Below are 26,315 nucleotides of genomic sequence, written 5' to 3'. Positions count from 1 at the left end.
CTCATCACAGCTCCACGAGGTGGTCGTAGCGGGTGGGCGGGTGCACGCACGAGGCGACGACGGTGCGGTCCAGGCCGTCGAGCAGGGTCCAGAGCGCCTCCTGCCGGTCGGGCGGCAGGCCGGCGTCGACGTTGTCGGCGACGATCACCTTCGGGTCGTCGAGCAGCGCCAGCGCGACACCGAGCCGCACCTGGCCCTCGCGGTCCAGCTCGCGCACGAGCGTCTGCTCGCCGGCGTCGCCGAGCCGCAGTCCGGCCTGTCCCAGCACCTTCGGGTACGGCCCGCGCCCGCGCTCGCGCAGGTGCTCCCCGACGGTCAGCGCCCTGTCGAGGTCGGTCACCCCGTCCACGAGGGCCAGCGCGGCGACCTTGCGGATGGCGCGAGGTTTGACGTGGCCCGCCACGGCAAGGGTGCCCGCCGTGGGCTTCATCCGCCCGGCCAGCGTGAGGAGCAGGCTGGTGCGGCCGCTGCCGGCGGGGCCGGCGACGACGGTGAGCGTGCCGGGTCCGGCCTCCAGGGAGACCCCGGCGTAAGCCTCCTCCACGGACAGGCCCTTGGCGACGATCACGGCGGCTTCCCTCCCTTTGAACTGACCAGTCAGTACAAAGGTAGCTTACGCCGACTTTTGATGGATTTGGGGGGTTCGATACCGGCGTCCCACGGAACGGGAGCGAAGCGTCCGACTGGTGGACACCCTGTCTCAGCCACCGGGCGGCGGGCCGTACCATGTGAAGACTGGAAAGCGATGGGAGAAGCACTATGCCCGCCCTCAGGTCTCGTACGGTCACCCACGGCAGGAACATGGTCGGCGCGCGCGCCCTGCTCCGCGCCACCGGTGTAGCGGGCAGCGACTTCGGCAAGCCCATCATCGCCGTGGCCAACAGCTTCACCCAGTTCGTGCCGGGGCACGTGCACCTGCGCGAGGTCGGCGACGTGGTCTCCGCCGCGATCCGCGAGGCCGGGGCGATCCCGCGTGAGTTCAACACGATCGCCGTCGACGACGGCATCGCCATGGGCCACGGCGGCATGCTCTACTCCCTGCCCTCGCGGGAGCTGATCGCCGACGCCGTCGAGTACATGGTCAACGCCCACTGCGCCGACGCGCTGATCTGCGTCTCCAACTGCGACAAGATCACGCCTGGCATGCTGCTGGCCGCGTTCCGGCTGAACATCCCGACGGTCTTCGTCTCGGGCGGCCCCATGGAGGCGGGCAAGACGCCCGGCCGCAAGCTCGACCTGGTCGACCCCATGGTCGCCGCCGCCGACGACTCCGTCTCCGACGCCACGCTGCTGGAGATGGAGGAGGCGGCCTGCCCGACCTGCGGGTCCTGCTCCGGCATGTTCACCGCCAACTCGATGAACTGCCTGGTCGAGGCCATGGGCCTGGGGCTGCCCGGCAACGGCACGATCCTGGCCACCCACCGGTCGCGCAAGAAGCTGTTCGAGGACGCCGGCCGGCGGCTCGTCGAGATCACCCGCCGCTACTACGAGGACGACGACGAGTCGGTGCTGCCGCGTTCGATCGGCACGCGCGACGCGTTCGAGAACGCGATGACGCTCGACGTGGCCATGGGCGGCTCGACCAACACGATCCTGCACATCCTGGCCGCGGCCCGCGAGGCGGGCGTCGACTTCGGCCTCAAGGAGATCAACGAGATCTCGCTGCGCGTGCCCTGCCTGTGCAAGGTGGCGCCCGCGACGAACAAGTACCACGTCGAGGACGTCCACCGCGCCGGCGGCATCCCCGCCATCCTGGGCGAGCTCGACCGCGCCGGGCTGCTCCACCGCGACGTGCCGACGGTCAACGGCGGCACCCTCGGCTCGATGCTGGCCCAGTGGGACCCGCTCTCGCCCCAGGTGCTGCCGGAGGCCGTCGAGCTGTGGCACGCCGCGCCCGGCAACGTCCGCACGGTCAAGCCGTACTCCCAGGACAACCGCTGGGACGACCTCGACCTCGACCGCGCCGAGGGCTGCGTGCGCGACCTCGAGCACGCCTACTCCGCCGACGGCGGCCTGGCCGTGCTCTACGGCAACATCGCCCGTGACGGGGCGGTGGTCAAGACCGCCGGCGTCGACGAGTCGATCTGGAAGTTCAGCGGGCCGGCGGTCGTGTTCGAGTCGCAGGAGCAGGCGGTCGAGGGCATCCTCGGCGGGCGGGTGAAGGAGGGCGACGTGGTGGTCATCCGCTACGAGGGCCCGAAGGGCGGCCCGGGCATGCAGGAGATGCTCTACCCGACCTCGTTCCTCAAGGGCAGGGGCCTGGGCAAGGCGTGCGCGCTCGTGACCGACGGGCGCTTCTCCGGCGGCACGTCCGGGCTGTCGATCGGCCACGCCTCGCCGGAGGCCGCCGAGGGCGGCGCGATCGCCCTGGTCGAGGACGGCGACATCATCGACATCGACATCCCGTCGCGCGCGCTGGAGCTGCGGGTGCCGGAGGCCGAGCTGGCGGCGCGGCGCGAGCGGCTGCTGGCCGACCTCGGCGGCTACCGCCCGCGCGACCGCGAGCGGCCCGTCAGCGTGGCGCTCCAGGCGTACGCGGCGATGACCACGTCCGCCTCGACCGGCGCCTCGCGCGACCTCACCCAGCTCTCCCGCTGACACCCGGCGCACCGCCCGGCTCCCCGTCGAGGGGCGCCGGGCGGCGCTGTCCGCGGGGGTCAGTGTTCCCTTGCTTGCGCACACGCTTTCGAAAATTGTCGGTGGCGCTCCGTATCGTAGGGGTATGGCTAGAGTCGTGAAGCCCACCACCCGCCCGCTGACGACCGCCGAGATCGCCGCCCTCGCCCTCTCCCTGGCCCACCTCGGCACGGGCCCCCAGGCCGCCACCGCCAGGCGCGGCCTGCAGCACGCTCTGGAGCATCTGGAGCTCGACGACGACGTCATCGCCGCCACACTGTCGACGCTCACCGACCCCCTGCCCGTGGAGGTCGCCTCCCGGGCCCGTCTCATCGCCGACGCCATCACCAGCCGGATGATGATCCGGCTCCACTACTGCGACGCCGCCGGGCACGTCACCGTCCGTGACGTGGAGCCGGTGACGTGCCTGGTCCACCGGGAGTACTGGTACCTCGTCGGGGTGTGCCGGATGCGCCGGGCCATCCGGGCGTTCCGCTTCGACCGCATCCTGGCGGTCGAGCCGACGCTGACCCCGTCCCGCCCCCACCTGGCCGACCGGTTCCTGCCGTTCCAGCGCCGCAAGCGCGCCAGGGCCGCGTAGCGCCCGTAAAGCCCGTCCGGCGCGACGCACCGCGGGCCGCGCTCCGCCGCGCGGCCCGCACATGCCCGCGCCCCGCCGACCGCATACCGTTCACGGCATGAGCTATCGCGTCGCCATGGACATCGGAGGCACCTTCACCGACGTCGTCCGCTACGACGAGACGACCGGGTCAGTCGTGGCGTCGAAGGCGTCCACCACGCCCCACGACCTCGCCGAGGGCGTGTTCACCGCCCTCGCCCGGGTCGTCGACGACCCCGCCGAGATCTCGTACTTCGTGCACGGCACCACCCAGGGGCTCAACGCCCTGCTGGAGCGCAAGGGCGCGCGCGTGCTGCTGCTGGCGAGCGCCGGCGCCGGGGACGTCTACCACATCGCCCGCGGCAACCGTGACCGGATGTTCGACCTGCGCTACCGCAAGCCCGCCCCGCTGGTCCCCCGCGAGGACGTGGCCGAGGTGGCCGGCCGGCTCGACTGGCGGGGCGAGGAGCTCGTCCCGCTGGACGAGGAGGGCGTGCGGCGGGCGGCCCGGCGGGTGCGCGAGGAGGGGTTCGACGCGGTCGCGGTGTGCCTGCTGTTCTCGTACGCCGACCCGCGCCACGAGGTGCGCGCCGGGGAGATCCTGCGGGAGGAGCTGGGCGACGACGTCCTCGTCGTGCTGTCGCACGAGGTGGCGCGCGAGTGGCGCGAGTACGAGCGCACCTCCTCCGCCGTTCTGGAGGCGTACACCGGCCCGGTCGTCCGCCGCTACCTGGCCGAGGTCGAGCGGCGCTTCGCCGAGCGCGGGCCGGGCGTGCCCGTCCACGTCATGCAGTCCTCCGGCGGCCTGGTCAACGCCGCCTACGCCATGCGCAGGCCGTTGCAGACGCTCCTTTCCGGGCCCGTGGGCGGCACCATGGGCGGCGTCGCGGTGGCCAGGCTCCTCGGCCGCGGCAACGTCATCTGCGTGGACATGGGCGGCACCTCGTTCGACGTGTCGCTGGTGGTCGACGGCCGCCCGGACGTGAGCGCCGAGGCGCGCATCGAGGGCCACCCGGTGCTGATGCCCGTCGTCAACCTGCACACGATCGGCGCGGGCGGCGGCTCCATCGCGTACGCGGAGGCGGGGGCGCTGCGCGTGGGCCCCGAGTCCGCCGGCGCGATGCCCGGCCCCGCCTGCTACGGCCGCGGCGGCACGCGGCCCACCGTCACCGACGCGAACGTGGTGCTGGGCCGGGTGGACCCGGCGTGGTTCGCGGGCGGCCTCATGGAGCTCGACGTGGAGGCGGCCGGAGCGGCCGTCGCCACGCTCGCCGAGGAGCTCGCCCTCGACCCCCTGGAGCTGGCCGAGGGGGTGTGCGCCGTGGCCAACGCGAAGATGGCCCAGGTCATCCGGACCCTCACCGTCGAGCACGGGGTGGAGCCGCGGGAGTTCTCGCTGGTGGCCTTCGGCGGGGCCGGCGCGATGCACGCGGTGTTCATCGCCCGCGAGCTGGGCATCTCGGAGGTCGTCATCCCGCGCTTCCCCGGCGCGTTCTCCGCGTGGGGCATGCTGGAGGCCGAGGTCCGGCGCGACCTGACGCACCCGTACTTCCGGCCGCAGGACGCCCTCGACGGAGCCGAGCTGGCGGAGCTGCTCACCGGCCTGGAGGCGCGGGCGCTGGAGGCCCTGGCCGAGCAGGGCGTGCCGGCGGAGCGGCGCAGGGTCGAGCACGCCGTCGACATGCGCTACGAGGGCCAGGACTACACGCTGACGATCCCGCTGCGGGAGGCGGGCGAGCCGGCCGGGCCGGGCTTCCTCCGGGAGGTCGCCGCCCGCTTCGCCGAGGCCCACACCAGCCGCTACGGCCACGCCACCCCCGAGGCCCCGGTGGAGTTCGTCATGGTGCGCAGCACCGGCCTCGGGTCCTTCCCGCGCGCCGCCGCCGGCGCCCCCGACGTCCCCGCGGAGGCGGCGCCGGCCGTACGGGACGTGGTGTTCGACGGCGCCGTGCACACCACGCCGGTGCTGCGCCGCGCGCACCTCGGCGGAGAGCTGGCCGGGCCGGCCATCGTGGTGGAGGAGACCGCGACCACGGTCGTCCCGCCCGGGTGCCTGGCCACGGTCGACGACAACGGCTTCCTCATCGTGAAGGTGGACCAGTGATCGACCCCGTGACCACGGAGATCATCCGCTGCGCGCTCGTCCAGGCGGCGGAGGACATGAACACGACGCTCATCCGCAGCTCCTACACGCCCGTCATCTACGAGGCCAAGGACTGCGCGGTCGCGCTGCTCGACCGCGACCACAACGTGCTCGGCCAGTCGTCGGGCCTGCCGATCTTCCTGGGCAACCTGGAGGTGTGCACCCGCGAGACCGAGCGCCGCCACGGGCCGGAGGTGTGGCGCGAGGGCGACGTGTGGGTGCTCAACGACTCCTACATCGGCGGCACGCACCTCAACGACGTGACCGTGTACGGGCCGATCTTCGTGGAGGGGGCGCTGGTGGGGTTCGCCGCGTCGCGGGCCCACTGGCTGGACGTCGGCTCCAAGGACCCGGGCGGCTCCATGGACTCCACCTCGATCTTCCAGGAGGGGCTGCGGCTCGGCCCGGTCAAGGTGTACGAGGACGGCCGGCCGTGCGCCGACCTGCACGAGGTCATCGGCGCCAACGTCCGCTTCCCGCACGCCACGCTCGGCGACCTGCGCGCCCAGGTGAGCTGCGTCATGATGGGCCGGCGGCGGCTGGCCGAGATCGTCAGCCGGTGGGGCCTCGACACGGTCATGGCCGCCCGGGACGAGATCTTCGCCCAGACCGAGCGGATGGAGCGGGCCGCGATCGCCGCCATCCCCGACGGGGTGTACCGGGCGGGCGGGTACCTCGACAACGACGGCATCGACCTCGCGACGCCCCTGCCGGTGAACGTCACCGTCACGGTGTCGGGCGAGTCGATGAGCGTGGACCTGACCGACTGCGCCGACCAGGCGCTCGGCCCGGTCAACTGCGGCGCCGCGCAGGCCGTCGCGGCGGTGCGGGTGGGCTACAAGCTGCTCGTGTCGGGGGACGTGCCGCTCAACGGCGGCTCGTTCCGGCCGCTGTCGGTGCAGACCCGGCCCGGCTCCATGCTGGCCGCCCGCTCCCCCGCCGCGTGCCAGTACTACTACTCGCACCTCGGGCTGCTCATCGACCTCGTGGTCAAGGCCCTGGCACCGGCCCTGCCGGAACGGGTCGCCGCGGCGTCGTACGGCGACTCCATGATCGTGCAGTTCACCGGCACCGACCCGCGCACCGGCAAGCTCTACGTCTCGCAGGAGGCCACGGTCGGCGGCTGGGGCGCCTGGGAGGGCGGCGACGGCGAGACGTGCCTGATCAACAACGTCAACGGCTCGCTGCGCGACATGCCGATCGAGGTGCTGGAGACGCTGTTCCCGGTCCGCGTCACCCGTTACGAGGTACGGCCGGGCAGCGGCGGCGCGGGCCGGTGGCGGGGCGGCGACGGTGTGGTCCGCGAGTACGAGTTCTGCTCCGGCACCTCGCTGTCCCTGTGGTTCGAGCGGTCGGTCACCCCGGCGTGGGGGCTGGCGGGCGGCGAGGCGGGCGCTCCGCCGCGCGTCACCCTCAACCCGGGCACCGCGGGCGAGCGTCAGATGCTCAAGGTCAACGCCCTGCCGGTCGGCGTGGGTGACGTGCTGCGCTGCGAGTCGGGGGGCGGCGGCGGGTACGGCCCGCCCACCGCGCCCACGATCGGCTAGAGCAGCCTGGGGATCAGGAGCAGCAGCCGCCTCCGCAGCAGCCGCCGCCCCCGCCTCCACCGGCGGCCGGACGGGGGGCGGCGGCGCCGCCGGTCATGGCCACCATCGACAGCAGCTTGACCGTGTCGTCGTGGCCCTCCGGGCAGGGCGCCGGGTCGCCGGAGGCGGACATGGGACGGGACACCTCGAACGTGGAGCCGCACGCGCGGCAGCGGAAGTCGTAACGTGGCATGAGCACAGGGTACGACGACGGATCAGGCGGATCCGCCGAACCTCACGTGCGCGTAGTCCGCGACCGGCTCGTAGCCGATGGCCTGGTAGACGGCGTTGCTCGTCGGGTTGGCCAGGTCGGTGAACAGGACCACCTCGTCGCACCGCTCGTCCAGCGCCCGGCGGCTGGCGAAGGCGGTGACGGCCGAGCCGTAACCGCGTCCCCGGCAGGCCGGAGGCGTGTAGACAGGTCCGATGCGGCATATCCCGCCCACTCCGGGCGACACCCCCGCCATCGAGACGGGCACGCCGTCTTCCTCCCACACCACGAGATCCCCGCGGGCCAGCCGCCGCGTGGCCGCCTCGACCGGATCGCCGCTGTCCATGCCCACCTCGGCGCCGAACGCGTCCAGCCACGCCACCATCAGCGGGAGGTCCCCGGCCGTGGCCGTCCGGCCCCGCCCCGGCGTCCCCGGGACGGTGAGCCCGCCGAGCCGGTAGAGGCGCTCGGCGCGCACGTCACCGGGCCGGCCGAGCGCCTCGCAGGCCGCCTCGGCGAGCCGGCGCGGCCCCACGATGGCGGGAACGTCGCCGATCTTCTCCCGCATCAGGGAGATCCCCGCCTCGACCGGCATGTCGGCGAGCACCAGCGCCCGGGGTGGCGTGCGGAACGCGGCGCCGCGCACCTCGCCCCCGGACGTCCACCAGCCGAAAACCGCGCCCTGCGCCGGCATCCCCTCACGGATGTCGGCCAGCACGGTCAGCGGGACCGTGTTGCGCACGGGATCGGCCAGCAGGAACGGCTCGGCGGCCGCGGCGTATTCGGCGACGTCCGCCGTGAAGGTCCACATGCCGGGATCCTGCCATCCGCCTGTGAAACGGCACAAAGAAGTTGTCGCGGGTGGGCGAACGACGGGCCCGCACCTCTTCGGTGCGGGCCCGTCGTCCGGCGCTAGGCGGCCTCTTCGAGGTAGGGCGCCCATTGCGGGTCACCGACCAGCGAGGCGCCGATCAGCCTCCAGTGGGCGCCCCGCGGCACCGCCGGGGTGACGCGCAGCGACCACCCCAGCTCCTCCAGGTACTTGTCGGCCTTGCGATGGTTGCACGTCGTGCACGAGGCCACGCAGTTCTCCCACGTGTGGGCCCCACCGCGCGAGCGGGGGATCACGTGGTCGATGGTCTCGGCCCGCTGGCCGCAGTAGGCGCAGCGGTAGTCGTCGCGGCGCATGAGCGCGGCCCGGGTGAGGGGGATGCGCGACCGGTAGGGGATGCGGACATATCTTCGGAGCCGGATCACGGAAGGCACGTCGAGCGTGCGACTGGCCGAGCGCAGGACCGCGCCCCGCCCGTCGCGGTGCACGACGTCGGCCTTCTCCCGCAGCACCAGCACGATGGCGCGGTGCAGGGAAAGAGTCGTGAGTGGTTCGTAGGTGGCATTCAGCAGCAGGACCTGGCGCATCATCGGGCCTCATCCCGCCGCGCGCGTATCAAAGGGGACATGCCGTGGCATGTCCCGGCTGTCGGCCCCTCCTGGGGCATCGATGCTTCCGTCACGTGGACCTCCGCCGGACGGTCCAGCGGATGAGCACCACGGCACCGTCCTGTCACCCAGTTTGGCGTTTCCCGCGTGGTCCCCGCCACCCCATAACCCCCAGCCCGGAATGACCGGAGGGACGCACGGTACGTTTTATGCCCGTATCACCCGGGCTTTACGCGCGTTCGTTCGCAGTAAGGTTCGGGCATGACGCGAGAGCCGTATCCCACCGCGCGCCGTGAGGACACCGTCGACGTCCTGCACGAGACGCCCGTGCCCGACCCGTACCGCTGGCTGGAGGATCCGGACAGCCCCGAGACGCAGGGCTGGCTGCTCGCTCAGGCCGATCTGTTCAAGCGGGAGATCGGGCAGCAGCGCTTCCGGGAGCGCATCGGCGAGCTGCTGCGGTCCGGCTCCGTGGGCACGCCGGCCTGGCGCGGCGAGCGCTGCTTCTTCAGCCGCCGCACCCCCGACCAGGAGCACGCGGTCTACTACGTCGCCGAGCCCGACGGCACCGAGCGGGCGCTGGTCGACCCCATGGCCATCGACCCGTCCGGGCTCACCACGCTCGACGCCGTCCAGCCCGACAAGGAAGGGCGCCTGCTCGCGTACCAGATCTCGGTGGGCGGCGACGAAGAGTCGGTCCTCTACATCATCGACGTCGCGACCGGCTCCCGCGTCGAGGGACCGATCGACCGCTGCCGCTACTCCCCCGTGGCCTGGCTGCCGGGCGGCGAGGCGTTCTACTACGTGCGCCGCCTGCCGAGCACCGAGGTGCCGGAGAACGAGTCGCAGTTCCACCGCCGCGTCTACCTGCACCGGATCGGCACGTCCACCGAGGACGACGTCATGATCTTCGGCCAGGGCCTGAAGATGACCAACTACTACGGCGTCTCCGTCTCCCGCGACGGGCACTGGCTGCAGGTCTCCGCGCACGAGGGCACCGCTCCGCGCAACGACCTGTGGGTGGCCGACCTGACCGCCTCGACGCCGGACCGGCCGAAGCTCGTGGCCGTACAGGAAGGCGTGGACGCGCAGACGGGGCTCACGTTCGGCCGCGACGGCAAGCTGTACGTCCACACCGACCGCGACGCGCCGCGCGCCCGCGTCTGCGTCACCGACCCCGCGACGCCGGGCGCCGAGGGGTGGCGCGATCTCATCCCCGAGGACCCCGAGGCGGTGCTGTCCGACTTCGCCATCCTCGACGACCTGGAACGCCCGGTCATGCTGGTGAGCTGGACGCGTCACGCCATCAGCGAGATCTCGGTGCACGACCTGGCCACGGGCGAGCGCCTCAGCGGGGTGCCGACTCCCGGTCTCGGCTCGATCGGCGGCCTGTCGGAGCGGCCCGAGGGCGGCTTCGAGGCGTGGTTCGGCTACACCGACAACATCACCCCGCCGACCATCCAGCGCTACGACGCCCGCACCGGCGAGACCACGCTCTGGGCCGCCTCACCCGGCGCGGTCCAGGTGCCGCCGGTGCGCACCTCCCAGGAGGTCTACCGGTCCAAGGACGGCACCGAGGTGCGGATGCTCGTCATCGCGCCGGTCGACGCCGAAGGGCCGCGCCCCACCATCCTGTACGGCTACGGCGGCTTCGGCCTGTCGATGACGCCCGGCTACTCCGCGTCGATCCTGGCCTGGGTGGAGGCGGGCGGCGTGTACGCCATCGCCAACCTGCGGGGCGGCGGCGAGGAGGGCGAGGACTGGCACCGCACGGGCATGCTCGCCGACAAGCAGAACGTGTTCGACGACTTCCACGCGGCGGCCGAGCACCTCATCGCCACCGGTGTCACCACGCGGGAGCAGCTCGCCATCTCCGGCGGCTCCAACGGCGGCCTGCTCGTCGGCGCCGCCCTGACACAGCGGCCCGACCTGTACGCCGCCGTGGCATGCTCGGCGCCGCTGCTGGACATGGTCCGCTACGAGCTGTTCGGGCTGGGGGCCACCTGGAACGTCGAGTACGGCTCGGCCGAGGACCCGGAGCAGTTCCGGTGGCTGTGGTCGTACTCGCCGTACCACCACGTGCGCGAGGGCGTGGCGTACCCGGCGGTGCTGTTCACGGTGTTCCAGTCGGACACGCGGGTCCACCCGCTGCACGCGTGGAAGATGTGCGCGGCGCTCCAGCACGCGACGTCGTCGGACCGGCCGATCCTGGTGCGCACCGAGACGGAGGTGGGGCACGGGGCCCGCTCGATCAGCCGCACGGTGGACCTGTCGGCGGACACCCTCACCTTCCTGGCCCACCACACGGGGTTGTAGGGGCGGCCTCCCTCCCCCGCCATCATGGGGCCTGCCCTGTTGACCGCATCGCCGGTCCGCCTCGCCGTGCCCGCCGGCCTTTCGGGCACGGCGGGCAGGGACGGCACGCGAGCCGGCCCCGGCCTTGCCCGTGTCCCTCCTGTCGCTGCCCCGGAGGTCCGCGGGGCCGAGAATCGTCGGGGGCGCCGCCTATGGTCGCCCATATGAGCCCGCCCAGGCAGATGCCAGAACCGGGACCGGGACCGGGGCTGAGACCGGGACCGGGACCAGAGCCGACGCCCACGCCAGGCCGACGCCGGAGCCGAGGCCAGGGCCGGTGCCGCGGCTGATTTCGGAGCAGAGCTGATGACCGAGCCGGAGCTCGTGATGGTGGACGCCGTCGTCAGCCCTGCGCTGCGCCCGTACGTGACACGCCTGACCGCCTACCGCGAGACCCCCGCACACCCGCTGACGCGCAACGAGGCGGCCTTCCCCGGCGCGGTGCTGATCCTGGGGCTCGGAGCGGCGATGGAGGTCGGCGGCGTGCGCGTCACGTCGTTCGCGGCCGGGCCGGGCGACCGTTTCACGACGACCCGGACAAGCCGAACGACCGACGGTGTGCAGGTGCACCTCACCCCGTTCGGCGCGAGACGTCTGTACGGCCTGCCCATGCGCCACCTGGCCAACACCGTGGTCCCGGTCACCGACGTGCTGGGTCCCCTGGCCGAGCCCACACTGACCCGGCTGGCGGAGACACCGTCGTGGCACGACCGGCTGGCGCTGGTCGACCGGCTGCTGCGCGAGCGCATCCTGGCCGGACCCGAGCTGGGCCCGCAGGTGCCGTGGGCGTGGGCGAAGCTGGTGCGCTCCGGCGGCCGGGTGCGCGTCTCGGCGCTGGCCGAGGCGCTCGGCTGGAGCCACCGGCACCTGGTGGCGCGCTTCCACGACGAGGTGGGGATCACGCCCAAGACGGCGGCGCGGGTGATCCGGTTCGGCCGGGCGGCTGCCCTGCTGAGGGCCGGCACGCCCATCGCCGACGTCGCCGGCGCGTGCGGCTTCTACGACCAAGCCCACCTCAACCGGGAGTTCCGGGCGCTGGCCGGCACGACGCCCGGTCAGATTCGTCCAAGACCCGGCGCGCCCCGCCGCGCACACTGACCATGTGGAACGAACCGTTTACGCGCTCGTGCGCTACCCGGACTGCACCGCCGCCCTCGACTTCCTGACCACCGCGTTCGGCTTCCGGGCGCACGAGGTGTCCAAGGACGACCAGGGCGGGGTCAGTCACGCCGAGCTCCTCGTCGAGAACGACATGATCATGCTGGGCCGGGGCAGGACCGGCGGCCCGGGGATCTACATCGCCGTGGCCGACCCCGACGCCCACCTCGCCCGCTCACGGGACGCGGGCGCCCGCATCACCATGGAGCTCACCGACCAGCCGTACGGGTCCAGGGAGTACGCCTGCGAGGACCCGTACGGCAACCAGTGGTTCTTCGGCACCTACCGCCCCTGACCAGGCCGTCTCATCACGGCCGGGCCGCCGCCGCCGACCCGGCCGCAGACGGCGGAAACGCCGGAACCGAGGGGGATGACAAACCCAGGTCTGATTCACGCCCCCGGATATCAGACCGTGGTCCGACGCGCCACACCCGTCCCGTCCAGCATCGTGATCCGCATGCTGAAGTCAATCGCGATGGCACTGGTCCTGCTGACCGCCGGGAGCGGGATGCGCGCCCAGCACGCGGCGGAGGCTCTCGAGTGGAGCCCGTGCCCCAACGACAAGGTCGGCATGCGGTGCGCCGACCTTCAGGTTCCCGTCGACTGGCAGGACCCCGGCGGCCGCAAGATCACCCTCAAGCTGGGCCGCCTCGCCTCCACCGGCACCTCGGAGGGTGTCGCCCTGATCGCCTACGGCGGCCCGGGCGGGCCCGGCGTCGCCATCACCCAGGCGCAGTCCGGCTGGTGGACCGACCTGCGTAAACGCATGGACATCGTCACGTGGGACACCCGCGGCTACGGCGCGCAGTTCGGCGGCCTGAGCACCGGCCTGCCCTGCATGTGGACCCGCATCCCGCTCCCCGCGTTCCCGCGCGACGACGCCGACTTCGGCCGGCTGTCCGACACCAACCGCGGTCAGGCGGAGGTCTGCCGCCAGGCGGATCCCACGCTCTTCGCCAACATGAGCTCCGCCGACCACGCCCGCGACATGGAGGCCATCAGGAAGGCCCTCGGCGGCGCCAAGCTCAACTACTACGGCGCCTCCTACGCCGGCTTCTACGGCCAGGCCTACGCCCGCCTCTTCCCGGACCAGGTGCGCACGATGGTCCTCGACGGCACCTGGAACCACAGCGCCGCCGACTGGAGCCGGGAGCTGGAGGAGATGGCGAAGGGCAGCGAGCGGTTCCTGACCCGCTTCTTCGACTGGTGTGCCGCCAACGCCTGCCAGGACGTCCCCGCCACATGGCGAGCGCTCGTGGCCAGAGCCGACCGCGTTCCCGTCCCCGCCGCCAAGAACGTCGCCTACACGGGCAGTGACCTGCAAGCCTTCGCCTTCGCATCGGCCAGACAGGGCCGGACCGCCTGGCCGGGCCTGGCGCAGGCCATCCGCAAGGCTCGCGCCGGCGACGCCTCCGCCTTCCTCCCCGCCAGAGGCGCCCGCTACCCCGACCAGGCCACCGGCGTGACGGAGTGCACCGACTGGCCTCGGGCCGCCGACCGCAAGGAGCTCGACGCGACGATCAGCCGTCTGCGGAAGGTCGCCCCCAACGCGGGCCCGGCCGGCACCATAGCGACCGGCGTGCTGCAGTGCATCGGCTGGCCGACGCCCGTCACCAACCCACCCGCCCCGCTCCCCAAGACCCTTCCGCCTCTGCTCGGCGCGGGCGCCTGGGGCGAATCGGACGCGGTCGCCAGAGCGATCGGCCAGGTCGCCGGCAGTGTCACGATCAACCATGACGGCCCCGGCCACACCCTGTACGGCACGAACACCTGCGCTCGCGACCACATCAACCGCTACTTCACCGACAAGGTCCTCCCACCCGAGAACACGACGTGCTGACCCGCCCCCCGCGAAGGCGGCTCCCGCACTCGCACCTGCGTCGCGTCCGTCTGCGCGCCAGTGCCTCATCGACCATGTCGAACGTGATGAGCCGGGTCAGCTCACTCGGATGACCTGAACCCGCCGCCACCACCGGCGAGCGACACCACCCCCGCTGACAGCGACCCGCCCAGGGCGGACGGCTCAGCGGGGGAAGACGATGGTCTTGTGGCCGTCGAGGAGGACGCGCTGCTCGGCGTGCCAGCGGACGGCCCTGGCCAGCGCCACGCACTCCACGTCGCGCCCGATGGCGGCGAGGTCCTCGGGCGAGTGGCTGTGGTTGACGCGGGCCACCTCCTGCTCGATGATCGGCCCCTCGTCCAGGTGCGACGTGACGTAGTGCGCGGTCGCGCCGATCAGCTTCACGCCCCGGGCGTGCGCCTGGTGGTACGGCTTGGCACCCTTGAACGACGGCAGGAACGAGTGGTGGATGTTGATGGCCTTGCCCGCCAGCTTGGCGCAGAGGTCCTCCGACAGCACCTGCATGTAGCGGGCCAGCACCACGAGGTCCACCTGGTAGTGCTCCACCAGGGCCAGCACCTCGGCCTCCTGCCGGGGCTTGGTCTCCGGCGTGATCGGCAGGTGGTGGTAGTCGACTCCGTACGACTGGGTGAGCGGGCGCAGGTCGGGGTGGTTGGAGGCGACGGCGACGACCTCGATGTCCAAGGTCTTCTTGCGAACCCGGTAGAGCAGGTCGTTCAGGCAGTGGTCGAACTTGCTCACCATGATGAGCACGCGCGGCTTCCTGGCCATGTCGCGCAGCTCGAACTCCATGCCGAACTCCGGCGCCAGCGCGGCGAAAGCGGCCCGGACCTCGTCCTCGGCCAGCGGGGAGGTGAACTGGACGCGCATGAAGAAGCGGCGCGCGGCCCGGTCGCCGAACTGCTGGCTCTCGGTGATGTTGCAGCCCTGCCCGGCGAGCAGCCCGGAGACGGCGGCCACCACCCCTGGCCGGTCGGGGCACGACAGGGTCAGGACGTACTCGGCTGGGCTCATGTCATTACTTTCGCGGACGTGGAATGGTAGGCGCGGTCGCTGCCGACCCGGGCGAATTCCTGCCCGGCTGCCGGCCTGGGCAGGTTACCGCCCGGCGGCCGGCCCACCCGGCCGTTCGGCATCTGGGACTCGGCCCTCGGCTCGATGCGTGCGTCCAACGAGCGTACCTGCCACGCCGACCCGGGGCAGAGGCCCCTGGAGAGGGTCTCCGCCCGGGTAGTCCCATCGAACCCCGTTCTCCAGCAGAATGGAAGCTCCCCCATCGTCGAGCCGATCACGGGTATGCGCCCTGCGACGCCGGTCGCGCGCGCCGGCCGGAACGGAGGCACGCTCACCGTTGGACTTCGCCGTACTGGTCGCAGTGGCCTGCCTGTTCGCGCTCGTCACCGGCATGAACGACGGAGGCGCCCTCCTCGCCACGGGACTCAAGCTGCCGACGGTGAGGCCCGCCACCGGGATCCTGGCCCTCGTCGTCATGGTGGCGCTGGTGCCGCTGGCGACCCAGGCGGTGGCGCGGACGTTCGTGCACCGGCTGGCCACGTTCGACGAACCCGGCGGGCGGACCGCGATGACGGTCGCCGTGCTCTCCGCCCTCACCGTCGTCACCGTGCTGAGCGCGAGGGGCCGTCCGACGAGCCTCACCCTGGCCATCGTCGGCGGCCTCACCGGGGCCGGGCTCGGCTGGGGGCTGCCCGTCTCGGCCGGGGCGGTCGCGCTGGTGCTGGCCTTCGGCCTGGCGGCGCCGTTCGTGGGCGGGCTGGTGGCGTGGGGGGTCGCGCTGCTGCTGGTGCGCTGGTCCAGCACGCGGGGGCTGGGGCGCTGGCACTGGGCGGGGTTCCTGCTCCAGACCGTCGCCTACGCCGCCAACGACGGCCAGAAGATGCTCGCCGTGTTCATGATCGCACTCGGCTTCTCGGGCGCGCCGCTGCCGTACACGTCGCTGGTCGCGGTCCTGTTCGGACTCGGCGCGCTGTACGGCCTGCCCCGGGCGGGCCGCACGCTCGGCCAGGAGATCATCGCCTCCCGGCCGCTGCACGGCGTCTCGGCGGAGCTCGCCTCGGGCACGGCCGTGATCGCCTGCGCGCTGCTCGGCATGCCGGTGAGCATGACGCAGTCGGTGGCCGGCGGCCTCATCGGAGCCGGCGTGGCCACGGGCGGGGGCCGGGTGCGCTGGTACGCCGCCGTCAAGATCGTCGTCGCCTGGCTGCTCACCCTTCCAGCCAGCGCCCTCCTGGCCGCCGGCGTCGCCTTCATCCTCTCCTCGACCTGACCATGCGCCGGCTCTCACATCGCACTCCAGTGCTCCGGGCCCCGAAGAATCTGCACCGCCCATCCGCAACCAGATCATCCATCCCCACGCGGGCATAACCCCTGACAAGCCTTGATGCGGCGCGAGCCGTGGAAGGAGTGTGATGAAGCGACTTCGGCGCATCCGCGATCTCATGACCGGCCGGATGGACAGCGCGCTGACGGAGGCCCTGCTCGGCCAGTTGGAAGCGACCAAGCAGGGCGCCTGGCTGGCCATGGCCATGATCGGCGGCGAGGTCGGCCGTACCGGGGCGCACGAGCAGATGCGCACGATCGAGCACCTCGGCGACGAAGAGCGCCGCCGCCTGGTCGACGAACTGCGCACCGCCCTGGTCACCCCCATCGACCGGGAGGACCTGTTCCGGCTCTCCCGCTCCATCGACGACGTGCTGGACTCGCTGCGCGACTTCGTACGGGAGTCGCACCTGTACCGGGTACCGGACCAGATCCGCTTCAGCCCCCTCCTCGACCAGGTGATCGCCGGGATCGACGCGCTGGAGAACGCGGTGCGCGACCTCGCCTCCCGCCCTTCGGCCGTGGTGCACGACGCCCTGGAGGCCAAGAAGATGGGCGGGCAGATCCGGCGGATGTACCAGTACGAGATCTCCCGCATCTTCTCCGGTGAGATCACCGCGGACGCCCTCAAGCAGCGTGAACTCGTGCGACGACTGGAGATCGTCGGCATGGCGATCGGCGAGGCCGCGGACGCCATCGCGGACGGCGCCATGAAGCGCTGACGCCGGAATCTCTCGACCACCGATGAGACCAACGGCCGGTCAGCCCTGATCCTCGCTCGGGCTCCGGCGACCGCCTAGACCCCGACCGCCGTTGGCTGCGCGCTGGCTGCCGGCTCGATGCCCAGGGCCGGGGCGAGCCGGCGAAGTTGCGTGAGCACGTCGGCCAGGTCGGGGGCGCCGGCGGCGAGGGGCTGGATGGCGACGTGGTCGGCGCCCGCGTCGAGATGGGCGCGGACCCGGGCGGCGATGGCGGCGGCGTCGCCCCAGGCCACGATCGCGTCGGCGAGCCGGTCGCTGCCCCCTCCCGCGAGGTCGTCGTCGGTGTAGCCGAGCTCGCGCAGGTTGTTGGTGTAGTTGGGCAGCTTCAGGTAGTAGGCCATGTGGGCGCGGGCGATCTCGCGGGCGCGAACCGGGTCGGTCTCCAGGACGACGGCCTGCTCCGGGATGAGCAGCCGGTCGGGGCCGAGAATCCCGCGGGCCGCGGCCGTGTGCTCCGGGGGCACGAAGTAGGTGTGCGCCCCGTCGGCGCGGTCACGGGCGAGCTCCAGCATGCGGGGACGCAGCGCGGCCAGGACGCGTGGCGCGCCGGCCGGGGGCAGGTCGCGGGCGGCCTCGTCCATGCCGTCGAGGTAGGTGCGCATCGTCGTCAAGGGCTTGCCGTAGTCGTGGCCCCGTCGTCCGGCGACCGTGCTGTGGCTGACCCCGACGCCCAGCAGGAAGCGGCCGGGGAAGGCGTCGCCCAGCGTGGCGGCTCCGGCGGCCATGGCCGTGGCGTCGCGCGCCCAGAGGCTCGCGATGCCGGTGCCCACGGCCAGGCGCGTGGTGGCCGCCAGCAGGACACCGGCGTTGGCCAGTGGCTCCTTGCTCCCGGGCGCCTCGTTGAGCCAGACGGACCCGTAGCCGAGTCGTTCGATCTCCGCCGCGACGGCGCGAACCTCGCCGGCGGGCGCCTTGTTGATCAGCGGGTGCCACACGCCGACGTGTCCGGTGTCCATGAGCCCTCCGGGGGACTAGGATGTTCGATCGAGATGGAACACTACATCAATGTTCGACAGTCGTCGAACATTCCAGCGTCCAGCAGGTCGAGAAGCCTGACCCACACCTCACCCGCGGAGGTGTCGCTCCAGGCGGCCCTCGACGCGCTCGGCGACCCGGTTCGCCGCCGGATCGTGCGCGAGCTGGCCGAGGTGCCCGACTGGACCCGTCCGTGCGGCACGTTCACCCATCTGCCCGTGGCCAAGTCGACGCTCAGCCACCACTTCGCGGTGCTGCGCAACGTCGGGCTGCTGGAGCAGCGCGACGAGGGCGCGCGCCGCCTCAACCGGCTGCGCCGCGACGAGTTCGAGGGCCGCTTCCCCGGCCTGCTCACTCTCGTCCTGGCCGAGGAGCCGCCCGAGACCGGCGGTGGGAAGGGGGACGGCTGACGTCTCAGAGGGGGAGGCGGCGGCCTGGAGAGGAGCCTGGGAGGCGGGTGACCCGTCAGACGCCACCGGCGGGGGGCTGTCGACCGACCATCAGGGTGGCCTGGCGCCGCCGGCGCGAGACCATGAGGTGGAGCGCCGGAATCGCGCCGAGGACGCCGATGGCCGCCGCCGTGAGGAGCATCGCGCCCAGGCCGTCCAGCTGGTACGGGACACCGAGGACGGCGACGCCCGCGGCGATGCCGATCTGCTTGGCCGTGTTGGCGATGCCCGCGGCCACGCCTGCGCGTTCGGCGGGCGCCGACGCCAGCGCCGTTCGGCCGGTGACGAGGTTGCCGATCCCGATGCTCGTCCCGCCGACCACGAATCCGGGGACCATCGCGGGCCAGGAGTGCAACTCGTAGGTGGCGGCCAGCAGGAGCGAGGAGAGGGCGGCCAGCGCCGGTCCGGCCGCGACCAGCCGGGCGGAGGGGAGCCGGTGCATGATCCGTCCGAGCAGCACCGGCGCGGCCAGGGCCGGAACGCTGAAGGTGAGGAACCACAGTCCCGCCTGGGCGGGGCGGGCGCCCATCGGCCCCTGGACGTACAGCGAGAAGTAGGCCAGGGCCCCGGCGCCGGCGGCGTGGAAGGCCAGCGCGGCGATGGTGTTCGCCGCATACAGCCGGTCCCGCAGCAGCGACAGGTCGATCATGGGGTCCGGGACGCGGCGCAGTGCCAGGACGGCCGTGGCCGCCGCGGCCACGGCGAAACAGATCATCGTCCCGGGCGCCGTCCAGCCGATGCGCGGTCCCTCGATCAGCGCCCACATGACTCCCCCGAGCCCGGCGGTCAGGCACACCGTCGCGACCGGATCGAGGGGGCGGGGCCGGGCATCGCGGGACTCGGCCAGCACCCGTGGGGCGATGACGAGGGCGAGCACGCCGACCGGCACGTTGAGGAAGAAGATCGCACGCCAGCCGAACACCTCGGTGAGCGCGCCGCCGAGCAGCGGCCCCGTGGCGATGGCCGCCCCTGAGGCCGCCGCGAACATGCCGAGGGCGCGGTCGCGCCGGCGGCCCGGTGAGTAGGCGGCCGCCAGCAGAGGCGAGGCCGTCCCGAACAGGATCGCCGCCCCGCAGCCTTGCGCGGCCCGGAAGAGGTCCAGCGCCAACGCTCCAGGTGCCAGGGCGCACGCCAGGGACGCGGCCGTGAACGCGCCGAGGCCGGTCAGGAAGAGGCGGCGGCGGCCCACCCGGTCGGCCAGCGCGCCGGCGGTCAGGAGCAGGACGGCCAGCGTCAGGGCGTAGGCGTCGACGACCCACTGCACCTCGCCCAGCCCCGCGCCGAGATCGTCCTGCATGGCGGGCAGCGCGACGTTCACCCCGGTGAGGTCCAGAACGAGCAGGTAGCCGGCGGTCGCCGCCATGGCGAGGGTCCGGCCGGGACGGCGGACGACGGTGCTGGGCAACTCCGGCCTCCTCGGTGAAGCTCGTTAATATACAGCGTAGATATACGCCGTATATTAACGGTTAGACTGTGATCCGTGAAGACCCCGGCCCAGCGCGGTCGCGGCACCCGCGGGCTGACCCGTGACGAGGTGCTCGACGCCACCCTCGAACTCGCCGAAGAGCGCGGCCTGCCCGCGGTCAGCATGCGCGCGGTCGCCGACCGGCTCGGCGTCACCCCGATGGCGCTCTATCGCTACGTCGGCGACAAGCAGGGGCTTCTGGACGGCCTGGTGGAACGGCTCCTGCAGGAGATGCCGGACGACGATCCCGCGTTGCCGTGGCAGGACCGGCTGCGCGCGTTCGGCGCGGGCGTCCGCGAGGTGGCACGGCGCCACCCGGAGCTGTTCCTGCTGCTGTTCACACGCCCGACGGTCACGCCCGAGGCCCGGCGCCCGCGCAACGCCGTCCAGGCGATGCTGCGGGACGCCGGCGTGCCGGAGGAGATCGTCAGCCCGCTCCAACGCCTGCTGGACACGGTCGGCATGGGTTTGGCCGCCTCCGAGGCGGGGGGCCGCTTCACCGCCGCCACGCAGGAGATCGACCAGCTCTACGCCCTGGCCGAGGACATGTTCATCAGCGCCATCGAGCGCTACGCCGCACGCGGCTGAGACCTGCCGAGCATCAGGATCAAAGCCGGCATCGCGGGAGACCGCTGACGCCGTCTGATCATCAATCAGATACCGGCCTGCTCAGCCGCACCTCCTCCTCCGCATACCCCAGCCCTTGGTGGAAGCTTCGGGCTCGGACGTCGGCCGCACCGGTCTCCAGCGTGACGCGCCGCAGACCGTGCGCGCGTGCCCAGGACTCGGCAGCATTCATCAGGGCACGCCCGACGCCGATGCGCTCCGCCCCGGCGCGGACGACGAGTTCGCCGATGTAGGCGTCCACCTGGCCGGTGAAGTGCCGCCGGGTGGCCATGGTGACGAAGCCCGCGACAAAGTCTTCGGCCCACGAGTGACGATGTGACACCTTCGGCAGAGCGAAGGTGGCGGTCAGAAGGAGATCGTGAGGCCGCCGGAGGCCACCATGAGATCGCCGGTGTACTCCTTGGCCGCCGCCTCCAGCGCCGGCTCCGGACGGGTGCCGGGCCACAGGTGGGTGAGCACCAGCCGACCCGCTCCCGCCCGTGACGCCGTACGGCCCGCGTCCAGGGCGCTCGACAGGTACGGGGCGTCCTCGTCCGGCACTCGTTCCGGATAGGTGGCTTCGGCCAGCAGCAGATCGGCGTCCCGCGCCAGCTCGGTCAGCTCGGCGGCGGGCCCGGTGTCGCCGGTGTAGGCCAGCGTCCGGCCGCCCGCGGTGAGTCGCAGCCCGGCGTTGGGGACGTGGTGGGGCAGCGACCAGGTGTCCACCCGGAAGGGCCCGAGCTCCACCGCCGCCCCCGGCGCCAGCTCGTACAGCACGTGACTGGAGGCCAGCATGCGCGGGTTGTCCAGGGCCAGCACGGCGTCGAGCGCGCCGGGCGGCGCGTGGACAGGAAGCGCGGCCGGTGGGGCGTCGCCCAGGGCGCGGGCCCGCAGCAGCGGGTTGAGGTCGGAGCAGTGGTCGGGGTGACCGTGGCTGACCAGCACCGCGTCCACCTCCTCGGCCGCCACCGACTCCAGCAGCCTGGGCAGGGTCGCGTAACCGGGGTCGATCAGCACCCTGAAGCCGTCGTACTCCACCAGGTAGCCGCTGCACGCCTGGCCCGCCGCCGGCCACGCCCCACATCCGCCCAGCACGGTAAGCCTCACACATGCCTCCCGAACCCACCCAAATCTTCCTCGAACGGGCACATCCTCGCGTACCTCCGACCGGCCGGGCCACTGGACTGCCCAGGCACCCGGCCGATCCGGCTACCCGCCGACCCGTCGGCCACGCCAGCTGACGTCCGCCCGTCCCCTCACAGCCGTACAGGGGAGCTGCCGGTGAGTGGCCACCCGCGAGGAGCCGCCCGCGAGGGACCGTTCGTGAGGAGTCGCCCGCGAGGGACCGTTCGTGAGGAGTCGCCCGCGAGAGGCCGCGGGTGGCGGGAAGGTCAGGTTTCGCCGAGCTCGGTGAGGGTCGTGTGCAGCAGGCCGCGCAGCAGCGCGCCGCCCGCCTTCTCGTGCTCCGCCTCCACCGGCAGCCCCTCCGCCACCCGGGCCTGGTAGATGTCGCGTTCCAGCTCGTCGGTGTACGGCTGCGCGGTCAGGCCCACCACGACCACCACCCGGTTGCCGCCCGGGGTCAGGACAGCCACGGCGTGGGTGCGCAGGCACGTCTCCTCCAGCCCGCCGTACCAGCCGCACTTGACGGCCGCCTCCGGCGCCGCGAGCGCCTCCCGGGCGCCGAACGTCTGCTCGCCGCCCACCAGGCGCATCCACTCCAGGATCGCGCCCGCGACCGGGTCGCCCGCCAGAGCGGCCTGGGCCAGCTCCGCGTACGCGGCGGCGACCTCGGCGGCCGACACCTCCACGGACCCGAACCGCGACGGATCCGCGTTCGGCGGCGCCCAACGGACACCTGTGCGGCGGTGGATCGCGTCCAGGACGGCGCGCGGGCCGACGGACAGCCACAGGGCGAGGGTGTCGGAGTTGGAGGAGACGACCACGGCCGGCTCGGCGTGGCGGCGCCAGCGCTCGTGGTCGCCGATCAGCCCGGCCGCCGCCCACGCGTACAGGGGTTTCAGCAGGGACGCGCAGCGCAGCCGGTCCGGGCCCGCGGTGAGGGCCACGGAGCGGGGAGGCGGCCCGCCGTAGCCGCGTCTGATGCCGGCGGCCTGCGCGCCGGCGCCCGGCTGGAGTTCACGGAGCAGCTCGTCGAAGCCCACGCGTCCAACCGTAGTCCTATCCGGTCATGGTCCCGAGCGGGCCGGGGCCCGGAGCGTCCAACCGCAGTCCCAGCCCCGGAGTCCCCAACGCCCGCAGTCTCAGCCCGCCGCAGTCCCAGCCCCCGCGGTCCCAGCCCCCGTAGTCTCAACCCGCCGCGGTCCGAAGTCCTCCGGCGTGATGGTGGCGGTCACGGGATCGACGCGCGTTGCTCGTCCGTCCTGGCCTCCGCCGTACGACCGAGCGAGCGCAGCGCCACCGCGCGGTTGGCGTACAGGTCCGGTTGGGGATCGAGGGTGATCGCCCGGGACAGGTCGTCCACCGCTCCCTCGATGTCCCCCTCCGCGAACCGCAGCACCCCCCGGTTCCCCCACGCCGCCGCGAGCCCCGGCGCCGCGGCGACGGCGGCGTCCAGCGTCGCGTGGGCGTCCCCCAGCCGTCCCGCGGTCGTCTCCAGTTGCCCGAGCACCACGAGCAGGTGCACGTCGCCGGGCGCCAGCGCCAGCCCGGCGCGTACGTCCGCCCACGCCTCCTCGTCGCGTTCGAGGGCGGCCAGCAGCCCTGCCCGGTTGATGTACGCGTCCAGGTAGCCGGGATCGAGCTCCAGCACGTGACCCAGGTCGGCCAGGGCGCCGTCCGTGTCGTCGCGGGCGATCCGCAGCTCGGCGCGGTTGTAGTACGCCTCCGGCATCGGCGGCCCGGCCCGGATGGCGCTCTCGTAGTCGGCCAGCGCCTCGTCCGGGAGGCCGAGTTTGGCCAGCAGGTTGCCCCGGTCCAGGTAGTGGTCGGGGAAGCCGGGGTCGAGGGCGATGGCGGCGGTGTAGTCGTCCAGCGCCTCCTTGGTACGGCCGAGCGCCGCGAGCAGGCGGCCCCGGTTGGCGTGCAGCACCATGCGATGCAGCGGATGCCGCTCCCCCAGCTCGCCGGCCAGCTCCATGGCCGACTCCACCAGCGCGAGCGCCGCCTCGGGCCGTCCCTCCCGCAGCTCCACCAGCGCCAGCCCGTTGCGGTCGAAGCCGAGCTTGAAGGCTCTCTCGAACGGGTCGCGCAGCAGGGTGGAGATGGCGATGGCCTCGTTGACCCACTCACGGGCCCGGGCGAGGTCGCGCCGCTCCGGGTCGGGGTCGCGGGCGTCGAGCATCGCCAGCCCGTACGCGCAGGCGGCGTGGACCGCCGGATCCTGGCTGCACCTGCGCGCCCACGCCCACACCTCGCGCGCCTCATCGATGCGGCCGAGCCCGCCGAGCGCGGTCGCGGTGCGCTGCGCGAAGCGCCACCACAGCTCGCCGCCCGGCTCGGCCGTCTCCAGCCCGCGCCGGCCGGCCTCGGCCACGGCGTGCAGGAACCCCTCGTGCACGCACCGGTCCACGAGGTCCCACAGCGCACCGGGGCCGCGCGGGTCGTCGGCGGGTGCGGGGCCGCCTTCGTACACGACGACGGTGAGCACCTCGGGCGGGATGCGGCGGGTCATGACGTCGAGCAGCTCGGCGTCCGTGGGGTCGGTCTCGGCGCCGTTGCACACCATCAGGGTGCGCCCCGGGGCCACGGCCTCGCGGACGAACTCCGTGAGCCCGTTGGCCAGCCGCAGGGTGCGGCGGGGCGCGGGCACGAGGATGCGCTCGTCGTCGGGCAGGCTCGCGTCGATCGTCGCGCGTCCGGCCGGGACCAGGTCACGCAGGCCCGGGGCCGCCGCCCTGATCTCGATGTCGTGGGCGGCGACCAGCTCTGGGGAACGTTCCAGCACCTCCGGCACGAGGTGGTGGAGCAGAGCGGAGGCGACGGTGTACGGGCCGTGGGGCCGGCGGTGTCCGTCGATCATCGGCATCAACAGCCGTAGGGCCCCCGGCTCGACAGGCGGATCACTCGGTACCCGCTGGTGGGAAACTCCCCCGGTCACCCCTTGTGGATGACGCTCGAGGTTCCGGTGAGCTGCGCTGAGCCCGGCTTATGCACGATGATGCGCTTCATGGTGTTCTACCCCTCCATTGGGACTAATACACCATTATTCGGGCACAGCACCGATTATCAAGTTTTAGGACGCATAAGTTAGCTAGTAATAGCTGACTGGCGTGTTTATTCGATGATTATCAGATGGTCAGCCGTGCTGAAACCAGCACACCTTTGTCACCTCTCCGTTCTGCTCGGCTTCCTCGATCAGCGCGCACAGGCAACCTCCCGACAGCGTGACGGACCGGCAGCAGCCGGGACCGGGCAGGTTGCGGGCGCGGACGATGACTGTCGCCCGCTGGATCAGCCGGTCGAGGCTCGGCTGGCCGCTGCCCTTGATCTGGTGAAGCTGCAGCCGGCACGCCGGGCTGTCGCCGCACGCCGCCCCCGCGACGGACGGCCCCTGCGGCACGGGCGCCTCCCGCGGCTGACCCGGCTCCTCCCGTTTGACCTTGAGGTCGGCCAGCCTCTTCGAGGCCTGGCGGGACACGGCGAGCAGCTGTACGCGCCGCGGCGCACCGTCCGCCGGCTCCTCCACCGGCGGTGGCGCCACCGGAAGGGGCGCCATGGGAGGGGACACCTCAGCAGGCAGGGGCGCCGTCGTACGCGACGGTACGGCCAGGAGCATCGCCGCGCCCATGAGCCCACCACCGAGGATCATGCTCCAGTCCACCGGCTCGTGGAACCAGATCACCGCGATGGCCGCCACCCACAGCGGCTGCGACGACATGAGGACCGCGCTGGGCACGGCCGCCACGTGCGCCTGGCCGTACGACCGGGCGAGGAACCCCAGAGCGCACGACACCACCGCCAGATGGGCGAGCACCCCCCAGTCGGCAAGGCTCACCGGGAGGCTCAGCCCGTCATGCACGGCGTAGCCGCCTGTCATGAGCCCGATGGTGCCCAGCTGGATGACGGTCAGGGCGTAGGCGTTGAAGCCCTCGCGGGTGCGCGAGAAGTGCGCCAGGAGGAGCGTGTGCCCCGCGTACAGGGCCGCGGCGACGAGCGTCACGCTGAGCGCCGGCAGCGAGATCGGCTGGTCGCCGACGCCGCGCAGCAGCGTGAACACCGTCATGCCCGCCAGCGCCAGCGCGACCCCAGCCCACACCCGCCCCGGCATCCTCGTCCTGAACAGCACCAGCGCCAGGATGGGCGTGAGGACCACGCTGCACCCGACGGCGAACCCCGACACGGCCGAGGGCAGGCTGTCCAGCGCGAAAGCCTGCCCCACCTGGCCGACCCCGAACATGAGGCCCAGGACCAGCCCGTTTCCCCACGTACGCCACGACAGCCCCCGTAGCGCGCCCGGGCGCAGGGCCAGGAGCGTGACTGCTGCGATCGTGTAACGCTCGGCCAGCAGATCCTCTACCGGCATCCGGAGAATGAGATCCTTCATCAGCGGGAACGCCGACCCCCATGCGGCGCTGACGAACAACAGAAGCACGGCTCCCAGGAGGGGTCGGGGAGCGGCCACGCCTGTCATGGCGGAAGCATCTCACTACGAAACGCAGCCGCGGATGTACTCGCAGCAGTCGGGGATACTCCTCTACCACCGGGAGGGAAGAGGCTCACCCGGGGGTTCGTACATCCATATCCGCAGGAGTGATCGAATCCCCCTTTTCT

At 72.6% G+C, this 26,315-nt stretch carries 24 protein-coding genes; 12 read left to right on the top strand and 12 right to left on the bottom strand.

Going from position 1 to position 26,315, the window contains the following annotated elements; translation table 11 throughout:
- Positions 1-4: 4 nt before the first annotated feature.
- Positions 5-568: an ATP-binding cassette domain-containing protein gene (locus ACIBG4_RS35350; RefSeq protein WP_397206040.1), complete on the bottom strand. Its 564-nt coding sequence runs from the start codon at positions 566-568 to the stop codon at positions 5-7.
- Positions 569-759: 191 nt separating this feature from the next.
- Here ACIBG4_RS35350 and ilvD point away from each other — a divergent pair, with 191 nt between their 5' ends.
- The 4 genes from ilvD to ACIBG4_RS35330 all read left to right on the top strand — a co-directional run bounded on the left by ilvD (position 760) and on the right by ACIBG4_RS35330 (position 6,925).
- Positions 760-2,598, top strand: coding sequence for a dihydroxy-acid dehydratase (gene ilvD / locus ACIBG4_RS35345; protein WP_310712251.1), 1,839 nt, complete (start codon positions 760-762; stop codon positions 2,596-2,598).
- Between the two features lie 124 nt (positions 2,599-2,722).
- The gene (locus ACIBG4_RS35340) at positions 2,723-3,217 is read left to right on the top strand and encodes a WYL domain-containing protein (protein ID WP_355441424.1); all 495 of its coding nucleotides are present in this window, start codon (positions 2,723-2,725) and stop codon (positions 3,215-3,217) included.
- A 97-nt stretch (positions 3,218-3,314) separates the two neighbouring features.
- Positions 3,315-5,339, top strand: coding sequence for a hydantoinase/oxoprolinase family protein (locus ACIBG4_RS35335; protein ID WP_397206037.1), 2,025 nt, complete (start codon positions 3,315-3,317; stop codon positions 5,337-5,339).
- Entirely contained in the window at positions 5,336-6,925 is a 1,590-nt protein-coding gene (locus ACIBG4_RS35330; protein WP_397206035.1) for a hydantoinase B/oxoprolinase family protein, read from the top strand. The genes ACIBG4_RS35335 and ACIBG4_RS35330 overlap by 4 nt, the downstream gene beginning before the upstream one ends.
- Positions 6,926-6,938: 13 nt before the next feature.
- On the opposite strand, the gene ACIBG4_RS35325 is transcribed toward ACIBG4_RS35330, so the two are convergent.
- The 3 genes from ACIBG4_RS35325 to ACIBG4_RS35315 form a co-directional block, all read right to left on the bottom strand.
- Complete coding sequence (locus ACIBG4_RS35325) at positions 6,939-7,157, bottom strand: zinc ribbon domain-containing protein (RefSeq protein ID WP_357624212.1); 219 nt, start codon at positions 7,155-7,157, stop codon at positions 6,939-6,941.
- 22 nt (positions 7,158-7,179) lie between these two features.
- Positions 7,180-7,986 (bottom strand): GNAT family N-acetyltransferase, encoded by an 807-nt coding sequence (locus ACIBG4_RS35320; RefSeq protein WP_397206033.1) that lies wholly within the window; start codon positions 7,984-7,986, stop codon positions 7,180-7,182.
- 101 nt (positions 7,987-8,087) lie between these two features.
- Positions 8,088-8,594, bottom strand: coding sequence for an HNH endonuclease (locus ACIBG4_RS35315; protein WP_310712302.1), 507 nt, complete (start codon positions 8,592-8,594; stop codon positions 8,088-8,090).
- A 282-nt stretch (positions 8,595-8,876) separates the two neighbouring features.
- Between ACIBG4_RS35315 and ACIBG4_RS35310 the strand changes: the two genes are divergently transcribed.
- The 4 genes from ACIBG4_RS35310 (at position 8,877) to ACIBG4_RS35295 (ending at position 13,968) form a co-directional block, all read left to right on the top strand.
- A complete protein-coding gene (locus ACIBG4_RS35310) occupies positions 8,877-10,931 on the top strand; it encodes a prolyl oligopeptidase family protein (RefSeq protein WP_397206031.1) in 2,055 nt (684 codons plus the stop codon).
- Between the two features lie 345 nt (positions 10,932-11,276).
- Positions 11,277-12,068, top strand: a complete 792-nt coding sequence (locus ACIBG4_RS35305; RefSeq protein WP_397206029.1) for a helix-turn-helix domain-containing protein — start codon at positions 11,277-11,279, stop codon at positions 12,066-12,068.
- Positions 12,069-12,072: 4 nt separating this feature from the next.
- Complete coding sequence (locus ACIBG4_RS35300; protein WP_397206027.1) at positions 12,073-12,423, top strand: VOC family protein; 351 nt, start codon at positions 12,073-12,075, stop codon at positions 12,421-12,423.
- A 162-nt stretch (positions 12,424-12,585) separates the two neighbouring features.
- The gene (locus tag ACIBG4_RS35295) at positions 12,586-13,968 is read left to right on the top strand and encodes an alpha/beta fold hydrolase (protein WP_397206025.1); all 1,383 of its coding nucleotides are present in this window, start codon (positions 12,586-12,588) and stop codon (positions 13,966-13,968) included.
- Between the two features lie 183 nt (positions 13,969-14,151).
- Here ACIBG4_RS35295 and purU read toward each other — a convergent pair whose 3' ends face one another.
- On the bottom strand, positions 14,152-15,003 hold the full coding sequence (purU, locus tag ACIBG4_RS35290) for a formyltetrahydrofolate deformylase (RefSeq protein WP_397206023.1): 852 nt from the start codon (positions 15,001-15,003) through the stop codon (positions 14,152-14,154).
- A gap of 337 nt (positions 15,004-15,340) precedes the next feature.
- On the opposite strand from purU, the gene ACIBG4_RS35285 reads away from it, so the two are divergent.
- Together ACIBG4_RS35285 and ACIBG4_RS35280 are read left to right on the top strand one after the other, a co-directional pair.
- A complete protein-coding gene (locus ACIBG4_RS35285) occupies positions 15,341-16,273 on the top strand; it encodes an anion permease (protein ID WP_397206021.1) in 933 nt (310 codons plus the stop codon).
- 142 nt (positions 16,274-16,415) lie between these two features.
- Positions 16,416-17,048 carry a DUF47 family protein gene (locus ACIBG4_RS35280; RefSeq protein WP_310712237.1) on the top strand — a complete coding sequence of 211 codons (633 nt, stop codon included), beginning with the start codon at positions 16,416-16,418 and terminating at the stop codon, positions 17,046-17,048.
- Between the two features lie 74 nt (positions 17,049-17,122).
- On the opposite strand, the gene ACIBG4_RS35275 is transcribed toward ACIBG4_RS35280, so the two are convergent.
- Complete coding sequence (locus ACIBG4_RS35275) at positions 17,123-18,043, bottom strand: TIGR03620 family F420-dependent LLM class oxidoreductase (protein ID WP_397206019.1); 921 nt, start codon at positions 18,041-18,043, stop codon at positions 17,123-17,125.
- Between the two features lie 33 nt (positions 18,044-18,076).
- Here ACIBG4_RS35275 and ACIBG4_RS35270 point away from each other — a divergent pair, with 33 nt between their 5' ends.
- On the top strand, positions 18,077-18,472 hold the full coding sequence (locus ACIBG4_RS35270) for an ArsR/SmtB family transcription factor (protein WP_397206017.1): 396 nt from the start codon (positions 18,077-18,079) through the stop codon (positions 18,470-18,472).
- Between the two features lie 55 nt (positions 18,473-18,527).
- On the opposite strand, the gene ACIBG4_RS35265 is transcribed toward ACIBG4_RS35270, so the two are convergent.
- Positions 18,528-19,916: an MFS transporter gene (locus tag ACIBG4_RS35265; protein ID WP_397206015.1), complete on the bottom strand. Its 1,389-nt coding sequence runs from the start codon at positions 19,914-19,916 to the stop codon at positions 18,528-18,530.
- 75 nt (positions 19,917-19,991) lie between these two features.
- On the opposite strand from ACIBG4_RS35265, the gene ACIBG4_RS35260 reads away from it, so the two are divergent.
- Positions 19,992-20,564: a TetR/AcrR family transcriptional regulator gene (locus tag ACIBG4_RS35260; RefSeq protein WP_310712234.1), complete on the top strand. Its 573-nt coding sequence runs from the start codon at positions 19,992-19,994 to the stop codon at positions 20,562-20,564.
- A 61-nt stretch (positions 20,565-20,625) separates the two neighbouring features.
- Here ACIBG4_RS35260 and ACIBG4_RS35255 read toward each other — a convergent pair whose 3' ends face one another.
- From ACIBG4_RS35255 to ACIBG4_RS35235, 5 genes are all read right to left on the bottom strand, one after another.
- Positions 20,626-20,925, bottom strand: coding sequence for a GNAT family N-acetyltransferase (locus ACIBG4_RS35255; RefSeq protein ID WP_397206013.1), 300 nt, complete (start codon positions 20,923-20,925; stop codon positions 20,626-20,628).
- 23 nt (positions 20,926-20,948) lie between these two features.
- Complete coding sequence (locus ACIBG4_RS35250; protein ID WP_397206011.1) at positions 20,949-21,689, bottom strand: MBL fold metallo-hydrolase; 741 nt, start codon at positions 21,687-21,689, stop codon at positions 20,949-20,951.
- A gap of 284 nt (positions 21,690-21,973) precedes the next feature.
- Complete coding sequence (locus ACIBG4_RS35245) at positions 21,974-22,747, bottom strand: hypothetical protein (RefSeq protein WP_397206009.1); 774 nt, start codon at positions 22,745-22,747, stop codon at positions 21,974-21,976.
- 188 nt (positions 22,748-22,935) lie between these two features.
- The gene (locus ACIBG4_RS35240; RefSeq protein ID WP_397206007.1) at positions 22,936-24,564 is read right to left on the bottom strand and encodes a tetratricopeptide repeat protein; all 1,629 of its coding nucleotides are present in this window, start codon (positions 24,562-24,564) and stop codon (positions 22,936-22,938) included.
- Positions 24,565-24,840: 276 nt separating this feature from the next.
- A complete protein-coding gene (locus ACIBG4_RS35235; RefSeq protein WP_397206005.1) occupies positions 24,841-26,175 on the bottom strand; it encodes a DMT family transporter in 1,335 nt (444 codons plus the stop codon).
- Positions 26,176-26,315: the final 140 nt, after the last annotated feature.

The organism is Nonomuraea sp. NPDC050383, assembly GCF_044459125.1.
GTDB lineage: Bacteria > Actinomycetota > Actinomycetes > Streptosporangiales > Streptosporangiaceae > Nonomuraea.
Note: the sequence above shows the minus strand (reverse complement) of the source record. Positions and strands in the feature narration are given on the sequence as shown.

Coding starts and splice junctions, on each gene's coding strand:
- ACIBG4_RS35335 (WP_397206037.1), top strand. CDS start 3,315: ATGAGCTATCGCGTCGCCATGGACATCGGAGGCACCTTCACCGACGTC.
- ACIBG4_RS35325 (WP_357624212.1), bottom strand. CDS start 7,157: ATGCCACGTTACGACTTCCGCTGCCGCGCGTGCGGCTCCACGTTCGAG.
- ACIBG4_RS35295 (WP_397206025.1), top strand. CDS start 12,586: ATGCTGAAGTCAATCGCGATGGCACTGGTCCTGCTGACCGCCGGGAGC.
- ACIBG4_RS35320 (WP_397206033.1), bottom strand. CDS start 7,986: ATGTGGACCTTCACGGCGGACGTCGCCGAATACGCCGCGGCCGCCGAG.
- ACIBG4_RS35235 (WP_397206005.1), bottom strand. CDS start 26,175: ATGACAGGCGTGGCCGCTCCCCGACCCCTCCTGGGAGCCGTGCTTCTG.
- ACIBG4_RS35310 (WP_397206031.1), top strand. CDS start 8,877: ATGACGCGAGAGCCGTATCCCACCGCGCGCCGTGAGGACACCGTCGAC.
- purU (WP_397206023.1), bottom strand. CDS start 15,003: ATGAGCCCAGCCGAGTACGTCCTGACCCTGTCGTGCCCCGACCGGCCA.
- ACIBG4_RS35240 (WP_397206007.1), bottom strand. CDS start 24,564: ATGATCGACGGACACCGCCGGCCCCACGGCCCGTACACCGTCGCCTCC.
- ACIBG4_RS35280 (WP_310712237.1), top strand. CDS start 16,416: ATGAAGCGACTTCGGCGCATCCGCGATCTCATGACCGGCCGGATGGAC.
- ACIBG4_RS35315 (WP_310712302.1), bottom strand. CDS start 8,594: ATGCGCCAGGTCCTGCTGCTGAATGCCACCTACGAACCACTCACGACT.
- ACIBG4_RS35305 (WP_397206029.1), top strand. CDS start 11,277: ATGACCGAGCCGGAGCTCGTGATGGTGGACGCCGTCGTCAGCCCTGCG.
- ACIBG4_RS35340 (WP_355441424.1), top strand. CDS start 2,723: ATGGCTAGAGTCGTGAAGCCCACCACCCGCCCGCTGACGACCGCCGAG.
- ACIBG4_RS35270 (WP_397206017.1), top strand. CDS start 18,077: ATGGAACACTACATCAATGTTCGACAGTCGTCGAACATTCCAGCGTCC.
- ilvD (WP_310712251.1), top strand. CDS start 760: ATGCCCGCCCTCAGGTCTCGTACGGTCACCCACGGCAGGAACATGGTC.
- ACIBG4_RS35275 (WP_397206019.1), bottom strand. CDS start 18,043: ATGGACACCGGACACGTCGGCGTGTGGCACCCGCTGATCAACAAGGCG.